This is a genomic window from Shewanella ulleungensis, assembly GCF_014648315.1.
In the GTDB taxonomy this organism is placed as follows: domain Bacteria; phylum Pseudomonadota; class Gammaproteobacteria; order Enterobacterales; family Shewanellaceae; genus Shewanella; species Shewanella ulleungensis.
In genome coordinates this window covers 213625-232778 of sequence record NZ_BMQW01000004.1, presented here as the reverse complement: position 1 = coordinate 232778, position 19154 = coordinate 213625, and the positions used below count along the sequence as shown (strand labels likewise).

The 19154-nt window shown below is 42.2% G+C and carries 16 protein-coding genes; 15 read left to right on the top strand and 1 reads right to left on the bottom strand.

The features are described from left to right. The first annotated feature begins 38 nt into the window (after positions 1-38). The 6 genes from IEY40_RS09975 to IEY40_RS09950 all read left to right on the top strand — a co-directional run bounded on the left by IEY40_RS09975 (position 39) and on the right by IEY40_RS09950 (position 6538). Positions 39-260, top strand: coding sequence for a hypothetical protein (locus IEY40_RS09975; RefSeq protein ID WP_188955697.1), 222 nt, complete (start codon positions 39-41; stop codon positions 258-260). Between the two features lie 106 nt (positions 261-366). After that, positions 367-1065, top strand: coding sequence for an ABC transporter ATP-binding protein (locus IEY40_RS09970; RefSeq protein WP_188955696.1), 699 nt, complete (start codon positions 367-369; stop codon positions 1063-1065). 18 nt (positions 1066-1083) lie between these two features. Further along, positions 1084-2397 (top strand): ABC transporter permease, encoded by a 1314-nt coding sequence (locus IEY40_RS09965; protein ID WP_188955694.1) that lies wholly within the window; start codon positions 1084-1086, stop codon positions 2395-2397. A gap of 22 nt (positions 2398-2419) precedes the next feature. Next, positions 2420-3628, top strand: coding sequence for an FtsX-like permease family protein (locus IEY40_RS09960; RefSeq protein ID WP_188955692.1), 1209 nt, complete (start codon positions 2420-2422; stop codon positions 3626-3628). Positions 3629-3776: 148 nt separating this feature from the next. Then, complete coding sequence (locus tag IEY40_RS09955; RefSeq protein ID WP_188955690.1) at positions 3777-5180, top strand: sigma-54-dependent transcriptional regulator; 1404 nt, start codon at positions 3777-3779, stop codon at positions 5178-5180. Positions 5181-5182: 2 nt separating this feature from the next. Further along, complete coding sequence (locus tag IEY40_RS09950) at positions 5183-6538, top strand: sensor histidine kinase (protein ID WP_188956018.1); 1356 nt, start codon at positions 5183-5185, stop codon at positions 6536-6538. A 266-nt stretch (positions 6539-6804) separates the two neighbouring features. Here the strand turns inward: IEY40_RS09950 and IEY40_RS09945 are convergent, their stop codons facing one another. Continuing rightward, positions 6805-8112 (bottom strand): NAD(P)/FAD-dependent oxidoreductase, encoded by a 1308-nt coding sequence (locus IEY40_RS09945; protein WP_188955688.1) that lies wholly within the window; start codon positions 8110-8112, stop codon positions 6805-6807. Between the two features lie 229 nt (positions 8113-8341). On the opposite strand from IEY40_RS09945, the gene IEY40_RS09940 reads away from it, so the two are divergent. The 9 genes from IEY40_RS09940 to IEY40_RS09900 all read left to right on the top strand — a co-directional run bounded on the left by IEY40_RS09940 (position 8342) and on the right by IEY40_RS09900 (position 19097). Beyond that, positions 8342-8890, top strand: a complete 549-nt coding sequence (locus IEY40_RS09940) for a cupin domain-containing protein (RefSeq protein ID WP_188955686.1) — start codon at positions 8342-8344, stop codon at positions 8888-8890. Positions 8891-9623: 733 nt separating this feature from the next. Next, positions 9624-10388 (top strand): gamma-glutamyl-gamma-aminobutyrate hydrolase family protein, encoded by a 765-nt coding sequence (locus IEY40_RS09935; protein ID WP_188955684.1) that lies wholly within the window; start codon positions 9624-9626, stop codon positions 10386-10388. A 2-nt stretch (positions 10389-10390) separates the two neighbouring features. Beyond that, positions 10391-11746 carry a glutamine synthetase family protein gene (locus IEY40_RS09930; RefSeq protein ID WP_188955682.1) on the top strand — a complete coding sequence of 452 codons (1356 nt, stop codon included), beginning with the start codon at positions 10391-10393 and terminating at the stop codon, positions 11744-11746. Positions 11747-11879: 133 nt separating this feature from the next. Beyond that, on the top strand, positions 11880-13265 hold the full coding sequence (locus tag IEY40_RS09925) for an aspartate aminotransferase family protein (RefSeq protein WP_188955680.1): 1386 nt from the start codon (positions 11880-11882) through the stop codon (positions 13263-13265). 260 nt (positions 13266-13525) lie between these two features. Continuing rightward, positions 13526-14626: a polyamine ABC transporter substrate-binding protein gene (locus tag IEY40_RS09920; RefSeq protein ID WP_188955678.1), complete on the top strand. Its 1101-nt coding sequence runs from the start codon at positions 13526-13528 to the stop codon at positions 14624-14626. Between the two features lie 152 nt (positions 14627-14778). Then, entirely contained in the window at positions 14779-15915 is a 1137-nt protein-coding gene (gene potA, locus IEY40_RS09915) for a polyamine ABC transporter ATP-binding protein (RefSeq protein ID WP_188955676.1), read from the top strand. Then, entirely contained in the window at positions 15912-16811 is a 900-nt protein-coding gene (locus IEY40_RS09910) for an ABC transporter permease subunit (protein WP_188955674.1), read from the top strand. The genes potA and IEY40_RS09910 overlap by 4 nt, the downstream gene beginning before the upstream one ends. Then, the gene (locus IEY40_RS09905; RefSeq protein ID WP_160052984.1) at positions 16808-17623 is read left to right on the top strand and encodes an ABC transporter permease subunit; all 816 of its coding nucleotides are present in this window, start codon (positions 16808-16810) and stop codon (positions 17621-17623) included. The genes IEY40_RS09910 and IEY40_RS09905 overlap by 4 nt, the downstream gene beginning before the upstream one ends. A gap of 187 nt (positions 17624-17810) precedes the next feature. After that, positions 17811-19097 carry an NAD(P)/FAD-dependent oxidoreductase gene (locus IEY40_RS09900; RefSeq protein ID WP_188955673.1) on the top strand — a complete coding sequence of 429 codons (1287 nt, stop codon included), beginning with the start codon at positions 17811-17813 and terminating at the stop codon, positions 19095-19097. The last annotated feature ends 57 nt before the right edge of the window (positions 19098-19154 follow it).

Genomic DNA, 19154 nt, shown 5'->3' with positions numbered 1-19154 from the left:
AGCAAATTAACAGACACTTAACTGAGTAAGGACATTCCATGACTTTTATTCAACGTAGACAGCTTATCGCGCTAGTGGCGTTATTTATTCTTGCAATAGCCGTGAGTTATCGCATTGATAATCAAACAGATTGGTTATCGGTTAGTTTGCAATTAATTGATATCAGTAGCCATGCCAGCACGCGATTAATAGACATCAATTCAGCGGTTAGCTTGCACATTAATATTAACGACATGCTTAAGGTTAAGCTGCAGTTTTAACCCTATTCAATTTGAGCATTCAATTTAAGTATTTGAATTTTGACCAGTAAGACATTCGCAGTAGAAGCACTGGAATGCAACAACCTAATAAACCAAGGAAGCCATTATGTTATCCATGAAAAATATCAGCAAAGTATTCAAAACTGACTTAGTTGAAACCCATGCGCTACGCGATTTTAACCTTGAGGTGAAAGAAGGTGAGTTTGTTGCGGTAACAGGGCCTTCTGGTTCAGGCAAAACCACTTTTTTAAATATTGCTGGGTTGCTTGAAGGCTTTAGCTCGGGCGAATACAGCCTTGATGGCGTTAATGTATCGAATTTAAGTGATAACCACAGCGCTAAAGTGCGTAATGAAAAAATTGGTTTTATCTTTCAGGGTTTTAATTTAATTCCTGATCTTAATTTAGCCGAAAATGTTGAAGTGCCATTGCGTTATCGCGGTATGAATACCAGCGAGCGTAAGCGTCGAGTCGAATCAGCATTAGAGCAAGTCGGGCTAGGTGCGCGGATGAAGCATTTACCGACACAACTATCTGGTGGACAACAGCAGCGGGTTGCCATTGCACGTGCATTAGCAGGCGAGCCACGCTTTTTACTTGCTGATGAACCGACGGGTAATTTAGACAGCTTAATGGCGCGCCAGGTAATGGAGCTTTTAGAGAATATTAATCAACAAGGCACCACGATTATTATGGTGACCCATGACCCTGAATTGGCCCGTCGGGCTCAGCGCAATATTCAAATTGTCGATGGTCAGGTGTGTGACTTTTCGATGTATCAACCTGCGGCTACTGGCACGCGTTAATTGCATAAAGGGAATATTATGTTTTTTTATTATTGCGATTTAGCCTGGCGAAGTATTCGAAAAACACCGATGTTATCGATGTTAATGGTTTTGGCCATTTCGATTGGGATAGGCATTACCATTACCACGCTAAATGTGTATAAAACCATGTCTTATAATCCGGCTGGCGAGCGTAGTGAAGTGATTAATTCGGTGCAGCTTTGGAGCCAAGGCTTAGATACTTGGGATGAGTTTATTTCAAGCATCACCTACACAGATGCAATGAACTTGCGTAATAACGCTGAACTGAGCGTAAAGGCGGCAACTTATAGAACCGGTTTAGCGTTGCAGTCTGATAACCCCAAAATTGAGCCTGTTTTACAAAGTGTGCGTGTGACAGACAGAGATTTTTTTAAGATCTTTTCGGTGCCATTTTTATATGGCAGTTATTGGGACGCCAACGTTGATTTACGCCCCGCGTATCAAGTGGTGATTAGCCAAAAGTTAAACTTACGCTTTTTTGAAGGCAAAAACAGTGTGGGCAAAACGGTATTTTTAGACCGTAAACCTTACCAGATAGTTGGGGTTATTGAGGACTGGAATCCACAACCTAAATATTACGACCCGCTCAATGGGGCTTTTAATGATGCAGAAGAAATATTCATTCCTTTTTCGTTAACCGCTCAGGAAGAATTTGATGTGTGGGGTAATACCAGTGGCTGGCAGTTCGAGCCAATGCTCACTTACAGCGATCGCTTAGCATCAGAGAAAGTGTGGATTCAGTTTTGGACAGAGCTTAATAGTGAAGATGAAAAGCAAAATTACCAAAGCTGGTTAACCCGTTATGTTGAGCAGCAACGCGCTATTGGTCGTTTTACTGATACCGCTAAAACCCCTGCGGAAGCCGTGCAAATTAGCGATATCGATAAATGGCTTGAAGACAACAATGTGGTACCCAAAGACAACAAAATTCTTGTTGGTTTAAGTTTGTTGTTTTTGAGTGTTTGCCTGGTCAATATTCTTGGATTGTTACTGACTAAATTTCTAAAGCGTGCTCCAGAAGTGGGTGTTCGACGCGCTATTGGTGCCAGCCGTGGGCAGATATTTAGTCAGTACATGGTCGAGGTGGGCATGATTGGCTTTATTGGTGGAGTGGTAGGGCTGTTATGGGCTTGGGGTTCGTTAACCGCGCTGCACAGTTATTTTTCAATGGACCAAAGTGTTACGGGGCTTGATGCCAGTATGTGGGTTATTACACCGTTAATTGCTATTTCTACCGCTGTATTGGCAGGGGTTTATCCTGCATGGGTGGTGTGCCGCACTAAACCGAGTGTGTATTTAAAAACTCAATAACGGATTAAATAAGGACATCACCATGTTTCATATCAAACCGATTTTATCCAGTTTAATGCGCAGTAAAAGCGCGCCGATTTTATTACTGTTGCAGATCATTTTATCCGTTGCGATTGTGTCTAATGCCAGCTTTATCATTAACGAACGTTTGTCGTTAATGCAGCGTGAATCGGGCTATGCAGAAGAGCAGATATTGACATTTAGTATGTACAACTTTGATCCAGCAATCGACAACATGAAGCAAAACCAAGTGGACCAACAAATTTTGCGTTCGTTGCCTAATGTGATTGATGCCAGTTATAGCAATATGTTGCCGTTAAGCGACAGCGGTTGGATGGACCGCTATGTTGACGGTCCTGATGCTGACACGGCTAAAGGCACTCCAGGATTTGCTTTTTATTTAGGTAATGAGCACTTACTCAATGTGATGGGCGCTAAGTTAATTGCCGGGCGAAATTTTACCGCCGATGAAATTAATACCAGCCTAGATGACAGCGGCATGATGGCGTTAGTATCGCAACCCCTCGCTAAGGCATTTTGGGGCGAAGAATCACCATTGGGTAAAACCATGTATCAGGGCGCACAAGCCGTCACCATTATTGGTGTGGTCGATAAGTTACAAGGGGCTTGGATTGACCATGAAAACTTTGAATACAGCGTGATCCAAAATATCGATTTTGGTGGCAGTAGCAGTAATAAGTCTTATATGGTGCGGGCATTACCAGAACACATTCCTGCGTTAGAAGAAACCATACGTAAAGCACTGCATGCAGAAAATCCAAACCGTGTGTTAGATCATTTTCAAACGCTCAGCGAGATGAAAAATCTCACCTACAGTAACCATCGTTTAATGGCGACAGTATTAAGTATTATGGTGATATTACTGTTACTGATTACCGCACTAGGATTAACGGGTATGGTGATGTTTAATATTCAACGCCGCACCAAACAAATTGGTACTCGTCGTGCTCTAGGCGCTAAAAAAAGAGACATCATTCAATACTTTATGGTTGAAAACTACATGATATGTATAGTGGGTGGTGTGATTGGCGGCATGTTAGCATTAGTCTTGGGCCAGCAATTAATGTCACTGTATAGCTTACCTATGGTGCCAGTGATTTATCCTATCGTGTCGGTGATTGGCTTATTGGTTGTCACAACGCTCGCGGTGATCATACCGGCAACTAAAGCTGCGAATATTTCACCCGCCATGGCCACGCGCAGTGTGTAAGTAGTGTCAATACAGCGCGAGCGCGTAACAATAGTATGACAATGAGTCGTTCTGTCATGCTATTGTTAATGATTTTGTAATGCACACATACTGTTGTGTAAATCGATTTTTGTATAGTAATAACCTAATTGGACTCAAACATATTCTAATGGATAATATTTTAATTGTTGATGACAATCATGCCATTTGCCAAGCGCTTGCGTTAATGATTGAACTACATGGTTACCATGCTATTTTTTGCCATTCACCCGATGCGGCAATTGAGATTGTCACCAATAAAGAGATCTGCTTAGTTATTCAAGACATGAACTTTAGCCGCGATACCACATCGGGCGAAGAGGGCAAACAGCTGTTTTATGCATTGCGTCAGTTACAGCCTAATTTACCGATTATTTTAATGACCGCGTGGACCCAATTAGAAACCGCTGTCGAGTTGGTTAAAGCAGGGGCAGCTGATTACATGGGCAAACCGTGGGATGACGCTAAGCTGCTCAATAGTATTAGCAACTTATTATCCATTTATCGATTATCTCAGCAAAATAGCCAATTAACCCGGATAGACAGTGAGCGCATGTCGGTCATTAATGGCGCCGATTTATGTGGCCTAATTTTTGGTAGTGGTGCAATGCAGCGCTGTGTTGACTTGGCGTTGCAAGTTGCGCGCTCCGATGTGTCTGTGATGATCACTGGCCCAAATGGCGCGGGTAAAGACAAAATAGCCGATATTTTACAGGCCAATTCGCCACTAAAAGATAAACCTTTTATTAAGGTCAACATTGGCGCTTTACCAATGGATTTATTAGAGGCCGAATTGTTTGGCGCAGAAGCAGGTGCCTTTACGGGCGCTAATAAAACCCGTATGGGCCGATTTGAAGCTGCCGATGGTGGCACATTATTTTTAGATGAAATTGGTAATTTGCCATTATCTGGCCAAGTGAAACTATTACGGGTATTACAAACCGGTGAGTTTGAACGTTTGGGCAGCCATCAAACTCGCAAAGTGAATGTGCGGGTGATTAGTGCGACTAACGCGGATTTAGCCGACGACATTGCTCATGGGCGTTTTCGTGAAGATTTATTTTATCGCTTAAATGTCATTGAGCTAGCCATAGCACCATTGAATCAACGCCAGGACGATATTTTACCGTTAGTGAAACACTTTATTGGTGCCAATTTTAGCCTTGATAAGTCGACCCAGCAGGCGTTAATTAATCATAGTTGGTCGGGTAATGTGCGTGAATTAGAAAATGCCTGTAAAAGGGCGGCGCTGTTAGCTAAGTCACCACAATTAACGATTGATGATTTTGGCTTGATGGCTACAGCTAATGTCGGTGCAGCAGCCCAACATGCGCTTGACGTTGAACATCCTCTTGGCCAGCAAGATCAGAGCCTCGATGCTACTCAGTCGATTTGCGAACCTGATAAGCAACAGCTAGAAGACGCCTTAGTGCAATACAATGGCGTCATTGCCAGAGTGGCTAAATCATTTGGACTAAGCCGACAGGCCCTTTATCGTCGTATGGAGAAATACGGCCTTAAGGCGGCTAAATAATGATGTTATCACTGCGCACTAAATTGCTGTTCAGCAACATGTTGAGTTGTCTTTTAGGAGCTATTTCAGGCGCTTTAGTGTGGCTGACATTGGGAGATGGCACCCTATGGTTGGCTACTATTGTGATGCTGGCGGTGTGTTATTTTTGTAGCATGTGGCTAACAAGACGGTTAAGTGAAAGTTTGCAAGCGCTAGAAATTGGCTTGCTGAATTTTAAAGATAACGATTTTAGTGTGTCGCTGCATCCTTACGGCGAACCACAATTAGATGCGCTAGTGAGCTTATATAACCAAGCGTCGGCAAAATTGCGTAGTGAGCGACAGTTTATTTATCAGCGCGAGTTAATGCTCGACAAGGTGATTCAGAACTCACCTAATGTCATGCTATTAATTGATGATTCCCAGCGAGTCATTTACGCCAATGGCGCAGCAAGACATTTGTTTAATCAGGGGGTGAAAGTCGAAGGCATGTTGTTACCTGATCTTGTGGTGATGTTACCCGACACGCTTAAAGCGGCGTTAAGTAGTGAGCAAGAAGGTCTGTTTTCGATGGGCGGTAGCGGGGTAGATGGTGTTGATAGTCATTCTAATACTGATGCTGACAGTAGCGACGTTGAAACTTGGCATATCTCTCGTGGCCGCTTTACTCAAAACAATCAGCAACACCATTTAATTCTGCTTAAACAACTCACCAAAGAACTTAACCGCCAAGAAGTGGCTGTGTGGAAAAAAGTGATTCGAATAATTAGCCATGAGCTTAATAACTCGGTCGCTCCTATTGCGTCTATGGTCAACTCCGGCAAGTTTTTAACTCAACACTTAGACGACAGTAAGTTGCAATTAATTTTTGATACTATCGAAAATCGCACTACACACCTGAGCCAATTCATTTCCCATTATGCTCAGTTTGCTAAATTACCACTGCCACAAAAAACCTTGATTGATTGGGCTAAGATGACTCAGCAATTAGCGCAGCAATATCCATTTAAGCTGTTATCCCCTTTGCCCACTATGCCAATCAAGCTCGATGCAGTGCAATTAGAACAAGTCTTTATCAATCTGCTTAAAAATGCCCACGAGTCTGGCGCGGAGGCCGACACTGTGTCGTTAATGTTTGAGGAAGTGACCCATCCAGTTAACGGGTTATTAGTTAAAATTGAAGACCAAGGTAGCGGGATGTCGACAGAGGTATTGTCGCAAGCCTTGTTACCTTTTTATTCAACTAAGCAGTCTGGTACTGGTATTGGCTTACCTTTGTGCCGCGAAATAATTGAAGCTCACGGTGGCCGAATTAGCATGCAAAACCGTGTAGAGGGCGGCTTAAGCGTCAAAGTATGGTTGCCTGTACAGCAGGGCTAACACTGACTAATGATCAATAAAGTCTGATAGTTTCGAGTTATATTTTCCAAAAGAGAGTTGAAACCTTAAAGCATTTTTCAAATATGGCCGAAGGCCATAGGTATAAAGCTAAAATAACACCTGGATTCCGGCTCAAAGCATCGCCGGAATGACCCGTATTTGGCCCGTGCAGGGTAGAACCTTACGACCTTAAGCAATTAGTAGTCGCAGGCCATAAAAAGCACAAAGGTTGGCCCTTTTGCCAACCCACAGCAAATCCATAAACGCTACAACAAATCCTTCATCCTATGATAAAACATTCCTGCTGCAAGCAACGGTGAACGCAACATTGGTCCACCTGGGAAAGTCATGTGCTTAATGTCATTAAACACATCAATACGTTGTGATTGCTGACTAATCGCTTCGGCAATTAACCTTGCTGCCATGTGAGTGGCATTAACTCCATGGCCAGCATAGGCTTGAGCAAAGTAGATGTTGGCTGCGTCAGGCAGGCGGCCGATTTGTGGCATACGGTTAGCGCCGATACCCATCATGCCGCCCCATTCATAATCAATTTTAATGCCCTTTAGTTGCGGGAATACCTTTTCAAGATTTGGTCTTAACGCTGCTTCAATGTCTTTTGGATCTTTACCTGAATACGTGCATAAACCGCCGAATAATAAACGGCGGTCTGCAGATAAGTGGAAATAATCTAAGGCGACGCGCATGTCGGCAAAGGCCATGTTTTGCGGGATAATATTGGCACATTGCTGCTCAGTTAATGGTTCTGTAGCCAGTAAATAAGTACCAGTGGGTAATACTTTACCGCCTAAATAAGGACTGGGTTTATTACCAATATAACCATTGCCTGCAATGACTAAATAATGACAAGTTACCTGGCCTTGTGCGGTGATGACTTTGGGTTTGTCACCTTTAATGATTTTTTCTGCCGCGCTATTTTCAAATAACTGAGCGCCTAGCTCTTGTGCTACTCGGGCTTCACCTAAGGCTAAGTTTAGCGGGTGTAAATGACCACTACCCATGTCGACAAGTGCGCCTTGGTAAAAGTCTGAGCCAATCACCTCACCAATTTGGCTACGATCAAGCAGTTTGATTGGTTTTTGATAACCTTGAGCTTTGAGATCCTGGTACTCTGTTGCTAAGTCATCCATGTGTCGTGGTTTTACTGCTAAGTCGCAATAACCCATTTGCAGGTCGCATTCAATGTTATGCTCGGCAATACGTTTAATCACAATATCAACAGCTTCAAAGCCCATTTGCTGAATGGATTTCACTCCTTGTTCGCCAATTTCATTGCGAAACTGCGTAGCATCATGGCCTATTCCGCGAATAAGTTCACCGCCATTACGACCTGAAGCCCCCCAGCCAATGCGTTTAGCCTCTAATAAAGCTACGCTGTAACCACGTTGCCTAAGCTCTATCGCGGTATTAATTCCGCTAAACCCACCGCCGACAATACACACGTCTACATCAATGTTTTCTGTTAATGTTGGGTGGTCGACTATTCCAATGGCACTGGCAACGTAAAAGGAGTCTGGATAATCTTGGCTATGAATAGGGGATTTTGCTGGCATAAAGACTCCATGTTATTGATTAAGGCCGTATCAATAACAGTTAAACAAACAATGATTGAGCATGTTCATGCCCTAAGTGTGCATTTTATTTAACACTCATTTGATGTAAAATACAATTCCTTTGATTTATGCACGTTATCGTGATTAATTGATGTCGAGTGTTGTGGATGTGTTAATAATCTACAACACTAAATGTCAGCATGTACCCACACTAACTAGGAGAACGAATTTGGACATTGGTGCAAGCCTCAAAGCTGTTCGCAAGTTGAAAGGTTTATCTCAGCGTGAGTTAGCTAAGCGCGCAGGGGTGACCAACAGCACAATTTCAATGATTGAAAAAAACAGTGTTAGTCCATCTGTCAGTTCATTAAAAAAAGTGTTGGCTGGGATCCCAATGTCATTAGTCGATTTTTTCTCAATTGATGATGGTTCTATCGGTGATCAAAAAGTAGTTTATCGTGCCAATGAGTTACTCGATATTGGTACTGGCGATTTAGTCTACAAGTTAATTGGCCGTGATTATCCAAACCGTGCTATGTCATTAATGAGTGAAACTTATCCGATAAACTCTGACACTGGAGCAGAAATGTTACAGCATGAAGGTGAAGAGGGCGGGATCGTGGTTGAGGGTAAACTCGAAGTGACCGTTGGCAATGAAGTGTTTATTTTAGAAAAAGGTGACAGCTATTACTTTAATAGTGAACAACCACACCGTTTTCGCAATCCTTTTGATGAACCCTGCCGCATAGTGAGTGCCACCACACCAGCTGACTTTTAGCACCGATACCGACATATAAATCAAAATGGATAAATGTTGTTAACCTTAATTCGTGACAACAGATGGCTCCTAATAACCCTTTGTCTTGCTAACGGTTTGATTTTTGATATAAAAATACCAACAATACACTTGCTATTGATGCGGGAAATCGCACAGTGAGCAAGACAAAAGGCAAGTTTTACAGGCTCGCAATAAAAGCATTAAACGTGAGATTATCGCTTCATCGTTTATTATTCGTTGTTTGTTTGCTTTTACCCTCTACCTGAAAATCATCACTTCATTTTGTCTCAAATTAACGGTTAATCAGAGCATGTTTAACTTAAGGTTATTGTATTCTAGTTTTCGTTTATTCATCTTATTACGAACTTATTGCCTCACTCATGTGAAGTAATGTAAAGGTTAATGCTAGGTTTATGATGGCTCTGCCTAACAGTTTTTTTAAGCTTTGTGTAAATAATATAAAGCAATGAAAGCCCCTTTTTTGTGCATTTCGCGCTCCATTTTGGGGCGTTCACCTTCCGTTCTATTGTGTTAAGCGCGCGGTAATCTTTTTTTGATACAGAGGTGAATTTAAAGTTATCAATATGTTTTAATAGCGTTTTATTCTTATTAGGCGAAAAGTTATTTTTATCATCAGTAATCCTCTTGCCTAGGTAAATAAATCCGTGTAGTGTGTGAAAAAATGAACACGCAAAATAATAAGTTCATCACTCTTCTTTGTTAAAGGTGAGATATGTCTCAATCAACTCTTCCCCTCATTGGGGTAGTAGCATGTAATCAACAAATCGGTTTACATCCGTTTAATATCGTGGGCGAAAAATACTTGCTCAGCGTAGTCAATGGAGCCAAAGGTTTTCCCTTGGTTATCCCATCATTAGGTATTGATTTACCAACAAAAGATCTGCTTTCTCGCCTCGATGGTATTTTGTTTACTGGCTCTCCGTCTAACGTTGAACCCCATCATTATCAGGGCAAGCCTAGTGAGACTGGCACACACCATGATGCAAAGCGTGATGCAACCACACTACCGTTAATTAAAGCCGCTATTGATGCCGGGATCCCTGTATTAGGTATTTGTCGTGGCTTTCAAGAGATGAACGTTGTTTATGGTGGTAGCCTGCATCAAAAATTGCATGAAGTTGGCACATTTATTGAACATAGAGAAGACAAGCATGCACATTTAGATGTGCAATATGGATTATCACATCAGATTAATTTGGTTACCGGTGGACTCCTTCACGATGCATGGGGCTGTGACACTGCAGAGGTCAACTCTGTTCATACTCAAGGCGTGGAGCGTCTAGGTGATGGGTTACAGCCAGAAGCATTTGCTCCGGACGGATTAATTGAAGCATTTTCAGTGAAAAATGCGAAAAATTTTGCATTAGGTGTCCAGTGGCATCCAGAATGGAAAGTAACCGAAAATGCATTCTATACTGCAATTTTCGAAGCATTCGGACAAGCCTGTAGACAACATGCGGCAACACAAGTGAGATAAAAATGGATAAGTTAATCGCTTTTTTGAAAGACAATAAAATTACCGAAGTAGAATGTGTTATTAGTGACCTGACAGGGATTGCACGCGGAAAAATTGCGCCAGTTGATAAATTTATCGACGAAAAAGGTATGCGACTTCCTGAAAGCGTGTTGCTGCAAACGGTTACTGGTGACTACATTAATGATGAGATTTTCTATTCATTACTTGATGATGCAGATATCGATTTTGTTTGTGTACCAGACGAAAATGCTGTTTTTATGTTGCCTTGGACGGTTGAAGCTACAGCGCAGGTTATTCACGATTGTTACGATCGTATGGGTAACCCAATTGAGTTGTCAGCACGTAACGTATTAAAAAAGGTACTTAAACTTTATGAAGATAAAGGTTGGGAACCCGTTATTGCTCCAGAAATGGAATTTTATCTGACTAAACGTTCAGACGATCATGATTTACCATTAAAGCCACCTATTGGCCGTTCTGGTCGTCCAGAGGCTGGACGTCAATCGTTCTCTATTGATGCAGCTAATGAATATGATCCATTATTTGAAGACATGTACGACTGGTGTGAAGCGCAAGGTTTAGATATTGACACCTTGATCCATGAAGATGGTCCTGCGCAAATGGAGATCAACTTCAGCCATGGTAATCCATTGGCACTTGCTGACCAAGTATTTGTATTTAAACGCACTCTAAGAGAAGCTGCATTAAAGCATGATGTATGTGCAACCTTTATGGCTAAGCCTGTCACCGACGAGCCTGGTAGTGCCATGCATATTCACCAAAGTGTGATTGATAAAAAAACCGGCAAAAACATCTTCACTAAAGAAGACGGAACTCAAAGCCAGTTATTTTTAAATTACATTGCAGGATTACAGACATATATTCCTGAGTTATTACCGTTAATGGCGCCTAATGCCAACTCATTCCGTCGTTTTTTACCGGGCACATCAGCACCTGTAAACTTAGAGTGGGGTGTAGAAAACCGCACTTGTGGTTTACGTATTCCTGAATCGTCGCCGCAAAACCGTCGTATAGAAAACCGTATTCCTGGTGCAGATTCGAACTGTTATCTAGCAATTGCGGCTAGCTTGTTATGTGGTTTTATTGGTATGGATAAAAACTTACGTCCGTCGACTCCTGTGACAGGCCGAGCTAACGAAAGCCGTACTAATAACGAAAACTACTTACCAGTGACATTAGAAGAAGCGCTAATGGCAATGCAAGAAAGTGAAGCGTGTATTGAATATCTAGGTCAACCATTCACTACAGCGTTTGTTGCGGTAAAACAAGCTGAGCTTGAGAACTTCCGTCGAGTAGTGAGTTCTTGGGAACGTGAATTCTTATTGTTAACCGTATAGTGATGGTTAACAAAAAGTAAGTTATTCGCATGAGCAAACGTTAAAGAGCCAACATTAATGACGATGTGCTCTTGTTGTAAATAAACAGCTAGTAAATGCCTTGTGTTTGCTAGCTGCTTAAAAGGATATAAGTATGTCGACCCCATTAGTAAGCCAGCAGCAAAAGCTCGACAATTTACAAGCGGCAGATAAGCAGCATTTTATCCACCCGTTTACCGATTCAAAAGGCTTAGCGGAAAAAGGCACCCGAATTATCGAGCGCGCTGAAGGGGTTTATTTATGGGACATCATGGGCCATAAGTTGCTTGATGCAATGGCGGGTTTATGGTGCGTTAACGTCGGTTATGGTCGTCAATCTATTGTTGATGCCGTTGCTAAGCAAATGCAACAACTGCCGTTTTATAACAGTTTCTTCCAATGTTCACATCCACCTGCAATTGAGTTGGCACAAAAAATTGCCTCGCTTGCTCCTGCCCACATGAACAATGTGTTTTTTACTGGTTCAGGTTCTGAATCAAATGACACTAATTTGCGTATGGTGAGACGCTATTGGGATCTGAAAGGCAAACCAAACAAGAAAACTATTATTAGCCGTATTAATGCATACCATGGTTCTACTGTTGCTGGGGCCAGTTTAGGCGGCATGTCAGGTATGCATGAGCAAGGTGATTTGCCTATTCCTGGTGTTGTGCATATTGCCCAACCTTATTGGTACGCTGAGGTTAAAGGCTTGTCTGCTGAAGAGTTTGGCTTACAAACCGCGCAAGCGCTTGAGGCTAAAATTATTGAGCTCGGCGAAGACAATGTCGCAGCATTTATTGCTGAGCCGTTTCAAGGTGCAGGCGGCGTGATTATTCCGCCATCAACTTATTGGCCTGAAATTAAACGTATTTTAGCTAAATACGATATTTTATTTATTCTTGACGAAGTGATAAGTGGTTTTGGCCGCACAGGTAAGTGGTTTGCTGCTGAATACTTTGATTTACAACCTGATTTGATTTCAATTGCTAAGGGCATGACCTCGGGTTATGTGCCAATGGGCGGTGTGATTGTTTCAGACAGAGTGGCGGATGTGATTAAACAAGATTGTGGCGAGTTTACCCACGGTTTTACCTATTCAGGTCATCCTGTTGCTGCCGCTGCAGCATTAGAAAATATCCGTATTATTGAGCAAGAACAGCTGGTTGATCGTGTAGCTACCGATACGTCACCTTATTTACAGTCGGCTTTACAGCAATTAGCTGAGCATCCGTTAGTGGGTGAGGTTCGTGGTATTGGGTTAGTTGCCGCCATTGAACTGGTGCAAGATAAAACCACTCATCAACGATTTGATTCTAGCGTGGGCGTGGGCACGTTTTGCCGCGACGCGTGTATTAAGCATGGTTTGGTGATGCGCTCTGTTGGCGACACCATGATCATTTCACCGCCATTAACTATCAGTCATAGTGAGATAGATGATTTAGTGGCTATGGCAACGCAAGCATTGAACGATACTTATCAGTATATTCAAGCTAAATAATGCCAGTAAGAGTGAATGAATATTGTTAAATAGTGATTTTTTAACCAAAAACATTTCTACGCTCTAGTAATCGAAAATGATTTTGATAAAATCCGCAAAATTATGGGAGCGCATGCCGTTGCTGTAATCATACCGATGCATAGTTAAGTTGTAGCATTGGATAATTTCTTTCAGTAGAAAGAAGATTTTACACGCTGGTATTGCTAGCGAAAAAAACTAACGTCAGCGCCGTTCTGACCATTATCCAAAAGGGAGAAAGTATGAAGCTACTAAACAAACTATCCACGTTGGCCCTCATTACTGCAAGTGTGTTCTCAAGCACTGCTATTCAGGCCGAGGAAGTGGTCAAAATGTATAATTGGTCAGATTACATTGCCGAAGATACATTAGCTAATTTCGAAAAAGAAACCGGTATTAAAGTCATTTATGACGTTTTTGACAGCAACGAGGTGCTTGAAGCTAAATTATTATCTGGCCGCAGTGGCTACGATATTGTTGTACCTTCAAACCACTTTATGGCCAAGCAAATCAAAGCGGGTGCGTTTCAGAAGTTAGATCGTTCAAAGTTGACTAATTATGCCAATTTAAAAACTGACTTAATGAAACAGTTAGAAAAAGCCGATCCGGGCAATCAATATTCTGTGCCTTATTTATGGGGTACCAATGGTATTGGTTACAACGTTGATAAAGTTAAAGCCGTTTTAGGTGAAGATGCACCATTTGATTCTTTAGAGCTTATTTTTAACCCAAAATATGCTGAAAAAATTGGTTCATGTGGTTTCTCTATGCTTGATTCTGCCGACGATATGTTGCCACAAGCATTGATTTATTTAGGATTAGATCCTAACAGTAAAAATGCAGCCGACTATGAGAAAGCTGCAGAAGTATTGGCTAAAGTACGTCCATTCGTAACGTATTTCCATTCTTCTCGTTATATTTCAGACTTAGCCAATGGTGACATTTGTGTAGCATTTGGTTTCTCTGGTGATGTGTTCCAAGCTGCAGCACGTGCTGATGAAGCCGGTAATGGCAACAAGATTGGTTATTCTATCCCTAAAGAAGGTGCCAACTTATGGTTTGATATGCTAACCATTCCACAAGATGCCACTAACGTCGATAACGCACACAAGTTAATTAACTATTTACTGCGTCCTGATGTTATTGCGCCAATCAGTAACTATGTTGCTTATGCCAACGCTAACGTTCCTGCGCAAGCACTCGTTGATGAAGCCATTCGTAACGACCCAGCCATTTACCCACCTCAGTCGGTAATTGATAAGTTATACATTGGTGATGTTCGTCCATTAAAAATTCAACGTGTGGTGACACGCGCTTGGACCAAAGTGAAATCAGGTCAATAAACCGAAGCACTAGGGCGAGGTAACTCGCCCTACTTTTTACAGTTATTTGTAAACTTTATATGGCTAATTTAGCCTCTTTACGAAATGGTTAAGTGTGCGCACAACAACCTAGATTGTTATGGTACACATACTCCAAAAGGCGGAGCAGTATTATGGTAAACACCTCGGGCGTCACCAATAAACCAACCACAAAGACGCAAGAAAAAGTCCTGCTTAAGATTGAGCGTGTAAGCAAACTGTTTGATGATGTGCGTGCCGTTGACGATGTGTCATTGACGATTAATCAAGGCGAGATTTTTGCCTTATTAGGTGGCTCTGGCTCTGGTAAGTCAACACTGTTGCGCATGTTAGCGGGCTTTGAGAAGCCTACAGAAGGGCGTATTTTCCTTGATGGTGTCGACATTACCGACATGCCGCCGTATGAACGTCCTATTAATATGATGTTTCAATCTTATGCGTTATTTCCGCACATGACAGTAGAGCAAAATATTGCCTTTGGCCTTAAGCAAGACAAAATGCCAAAAGCTGAGATTGAGATACGCGTAAAAGAAATGCTTAAACTGGTGCACATGGAAAAATACGGTAAACGTAAACCGCATCAGTTATCGGGTGGTCAGCGCCAGCGTGTGGCTTTAGCTCGCTCGCTTGCTAAGCGCCCTAAATTGTTATTGCTCGACGAACCAATGGGCGCATTAGATAAAAAACTGCGAACCCAAATGCAATTAGAAGTGGTCGATATTTTAGAAGCCGTAGGTGTTACTTGTGTAATGGTAACTCACGACCAAGAAGAAGCCATGACCATGGCAGGCCGCATCTCAATTATGCATGAAGGCTGGATTGCGCAAACTGGCAGCCCAATGGATATTTATGAGTCTCCTGCTAGTCGCTTAGTGGCAGAATTTATTGGTACCGTGAATTTATTTGAAGGTGAGATTATTGCCGATGAAGTCGATCACGCCATTATTAAGTCAACCACGCTCGACCGTGAGTTTTATATTGGCCATGGTATTTCGACCAGCCTAGAAAATAAAAACATATTTTTAGCACTGCGTCCTGAAAAAACTATTATTACTCGCGAAAAACCAGCCAGCCAGTATAACTGGGCCTATGGTGTTGTGCACGACATTGCCTACCTTGGCGGATTGTCCGTGTATTACATCAAGCTCAAAAACAAGCAAATTGTACAATGCTCAATGATTAACCGCGAACGCCGCGCTGACCACCCAACGTGGGAAGAAGAGGTGTACATCAGTTGGGAAGACAGCAGCGGGGTTGTATTAAACTCATGAAGAATCCACTGAAAATAATTAAAGGTCGTTATTTGACCATGGGGGTACCTTACCTATGGTTATTGATGTTCTTCGCATTGCCGTTTGCTATTGTTTTAAAGTTGAGTTTTTCGTCAGCGGCCATTGCTATACCGCCTTATGAAGCCACATTCAGTTACGCTGATGAGATGCTTAATATTGCACTGAATTTTGGTAACTATTTATTGTTACTGCAAGACTCAATGTATTACATGGCGTATCTCACCTCATTAAAAATGGCGTTTGTAGCTACACTAGGTTGCCTAATTTTAGGTTTTCCTATGGCTTACGCTATTGCTAGAGCGCCGGCACGTTTACAAACGGTGTTTTTGTTACTGGTGATGTTGCCGTCTTGGACGTCGTTCTTAATCCGTATTTACGCCTGGATGGGGATTTTAAGTAACAACGGTTTAATCAATAACGCCTTAATGTGGTTAGGGGTGATTTCTGAACCTATCCAAATGCTCAATACTAACTTTGCCGTGTATATCGGGATTATTTACGCCTACTTGCCGTTTATGATTTTGCCTTTGTACGCCACATTAGTGAAATTGGATTTAAGTTTAATTGAGGCTGCATCAGATCTTGGTTCTCGCAGCATTAACACGTTCTGGAAAATCACTTTGCCGTTATCAATGGGCGGCGTCGTTGCCGGTTCAATGTTGGTGTTTATTCCGGCGGTAGGTGAGTTTGTTATCCCTGAATTATTGGGAGGTCCAGATTCATTAATGATTGGTAAAGTGTTGTGGCAAGAGTTCTTTAATAACCGTGATTGGCCAGTGGCTTCGTCATTAGCGATTGTGATGTTAGCGCTGTTGATTATTCCGATAACCTTATTCCACCGTTATCAGTCACGTAATATGGAGAACGATGTATGAAGAAGCTAAGTTTCTCTAAAGTGATGCTGTGGTTTGGCTTACTGTTTTTGTATGCGCCGATGTTTATTTTGGTGATCTACTCATTTAACGAGTCGAAACTGGTTACCGTTTGGAGTGGTTTTTCACCAAAATGGTACGGTGAGTTATTTAAAGATACCCAAATTCTTGAAGCCGTATGGACCAGTTTGCGTATCGCATTCTACAGTGCGACCATGGCCGTCATAATCGGTACGATGGCGGCATTTGTGATGACTCGTTTTCGTCGCTCGTGGGCAAAGTTGACTTTGTCTAACATGATCACTGCACCATTGGTTATGCCAGAAGTTATCACCGGTTTGTCGTTGCTACTGCTGTTTGTCGAAATGGCTGATTTGTTAGGCTGGCCAGCAGAGCGGGGCATGTTAACGGTTTGGATTGCCCATTCAACTTTCTGTGCGGCTTATGTGGCAGTTGTTGTGTCATCAAGACTACGAGAATTAGATCTATCAATAGAAGAAGCTGCTATGGACTTAGGTGCTACGCGCTTAAAAACCTTCTTTTTAATTACCGTTCCGATGATTTCACCAGCGTTAATTGCAGGTTGGTTCTTGTCGTTTAGTTTGTCGTTGGATGACTTAGTTATCGCAAGCTTCGCGTCTGGTCCTGGTTCAACCACATTACCTATGGTGGTGTTCTCATCAGTACGTTTAGGGGTATCACCTAAAATTAATGCACTGGCGACAATTATCATCTTAAGCGTGTCCTTAGTGGCGTTCTTGTCGTGGTACTTAGCAAGGCGTGCTGAGAAAAAATCTAAAGAAGCGATGGAATAATATTGGTTATTTGATTGCGAGAAAGCCACGCTTTTTGAGTGTGGCTTTTTTTTAACGTTATGAACTGTAGGGTGTTAAATATATTCTACAAAGTGTCAATAATTACGTTTTAAATGCTAGTTTTTGAATATGCTTAAGTGTACGATGAACTAGTTGTATTTCGTTTTGAATCCATAAAGGAAGCGCTATGTCCGCCACACCTCACGCTAGTTCATATTATGCTGCGTCGGCTAATGATAAAGTCGAACGCCCTCGTTTAGAATCTTCAATAGAAACTGATGTTTGTATCATTGGTGCTGGATATACCGGGTTGTCATCGGCGCTGCATTTATTAGAAAGCGGCATGAAAGTGGTCATCCTTGAAGCGGCTCGAATTGGCTGGGGTGCATCAGGTCGAAACGGCGGACAAATCGTCAATTCTTTTAGCCGTGACATCGACAGCATCGAAAAAGTCGTTGGTAAAGAACAGGGCAAATTATTTGGTCAAATGGCGTTTGAAGGTGGCCAGATTATTCGTGAGCGTATTGCCAAATACAATATCGATTGTGACTTAAAAGATGGCGGTGTTTTTGCCGCAATGAACGCCAAGCAAATGGGCCATTTACAGTCGCAAAAAAAGCTATGGGAAGCGCATGGCCATAACAATCATTTAGAGATGCTCGATAAAGACGGCATTCGTAATGTAGTGAATACCGATTTATATGTGGGTGGTTTACTTGATAAAAGCGGTGGTCATATTCACCCGCTTAACCTTGCGTTAGGTGAAGCTCGTGCGGTTGAATCGTTAGGTGGACAAATTTTTGAAGACTCTGCGGTGATTAGCGTTGATGACGGTGAGTCGCCAATTGTGCACACCGCACAAGGGCAAGTTAAATGTAAGTTTGTGGTGGTAGCGGGTAATGCCTATTTGGGTAAATTATTACCAGAGCTACAAGCTAAATCAATGCCGTGCGGTACTCAAGTTATAACCACTGAACCACTGTCTGACGACATGGCTGCCAGTTTATTACCGCAAGACTATTGCGTAGAAGACTGTAACTACTTATTAGATTATTACCGTCTTACTGGCGACAAGCGACTTGTTTTTGGTGGTGGTGTTGTTTATGGCGCTCGCGACCCAGCCAACGTTGAAGCCTTGATTATGCCTAAACTGTTAAAAACATTTCCGCAATTGAAAGGGGTTAAAGTTGATTACGCCTGGACGGGTAACTTTTTAATGACCCTGTCTCGTTTGCCACAAGTGGGCAGAATTGGACATAACATTTATTACTCGCAAGGCTGCAGTGGTCACGGGGTTACCTATACTCATTTAGCGGGCAAGTTAATTGCCGAAATGCTTAATAACCAAGCGACACGCTTTGATGCATTTGCAGCTTTACCGCATTACCCGTTCCCTGGTGGTCATGCTCTGAGAGTGCCGTTTAGTGCATTAGGTGCTTGGTACTACACTATGCGAGACAAGTTTGGTATTTAGTTTTTATGCTTTAGTGAGCAAAAGTTATTTACATGGAACCAGTATTTTATTGAATGA

What these genes read in the sequence shown, in the direction of transcription:
- potA (WP_188955676.1), top strand. Translation starts at nt 14,779, where the DNA reads ATGGTAAACACCTCGGGCGTCACCAATAAACCAACCACAAAGACGCAA.
- IEY40_RS09950 (WP_188956018.1), top strand. Translation starts at nt 5,183, where the DNA reads ATGTTATCACTGCGCACTAAATTGCTGTTCAGCAACATGTTGAGTTGT.
- IEY40_RS09960 (WP_188955692.1), top strand. Translation starts at nt 2,420, where the DNA reads ATGTTTCATATCAAACCGATTTTATCCAGTTTAATGCGCAGTAAAAGC.
- IEY40_RS09920 (WP_188955678.1), top strand. Translation starts at nt 13,526, where the DNA reads ATGAAGCTACTAAACAAACTATCCACGTTGGCCCTCATTACTGCAAGT.
- IEY40_RS09970 (WP_188955696.1), top strand. Translation starts at nt 367, where the DNA reads ATGTTATCCATGAAAAATATCAGCAAAGTATTCAAAACTGACTTAGTT.
- IEY40_RS09965 (WP_188955694.1), top strand. Translation starts at nt 1,084, where the DNA reads ATGTTTTTTTATTATTGCGATTTAGCCTGGCGAAGTATTCGAAAAACA.
- IEY40_RS09955 (WP_188955690.1), top strand. Translation starts at nt 3,777, where the DNA reads ATGGATAATATTTTAATTGTTGATGACAATCATGCCATTTGCCAAGCG.
- IEY40_RS09930 (WP_188955682.1), top strand. Translation starts at nt 10,391, where the DNA reads ATGGATAAGTTAATCGCTTTTTTGAAAGACAATAAAATTACCGAAGTA.
- IEY40_RS09975 (WP_188955697.1), top strand. Translation starts at nt 39, where the DNA reads ATGACTTTTATTCAACGTAGACAGCTTATCGCGCTAGTGGCGTTATTT.
- IEY40_RS09900 (WP_188955673.1), top strand. Translation starts at nt 17,811, where the DNA reads ATGTCCGCCACACCTCACGCTAGTTCATATTATGCTGCGTCGGCTAAT.
- IEY40_RS09910 (WP_188955674.1), top strand. Translation starts at nt 15,912, where the DNA reads ATGAAGAATCCACTGAAAATAATTAAAGGTCGTTATTTGACCATGGGG.
- IEY40_RS09905 (WP_160052984.1), top strand. Translation starts at nt 16,808, where the DNA reads ATGAAGAAGCTAAGTTTCTCTAAAGTGATGCTGTGGTTTGGCTTACTG.
- IEY40_RS09945 (WP_188955688.1), bottom strand. Translation starts at nt 8,112, where the DNA reads ATGCCAGCAAAATCCCCTATTCATAGCCAAGATTATCCAGACTCCTTT.
- IEY40_RS09925 (WP_188955680.1), top strand. Translation starts at nt 11,880, where the DNA reads ATGTCGACCCCATTAGTAAGCCAGCAGCAAAAGCTCGACAATTTACAA.
- IEY40_RS09935 (WP_188955684.1), top strand. Translation starts at nt 9,624, where the DNA reads ATGTCTCAATCAACTCTTCCCCTCATTGGGGTAGTAGCATGTAATCAA.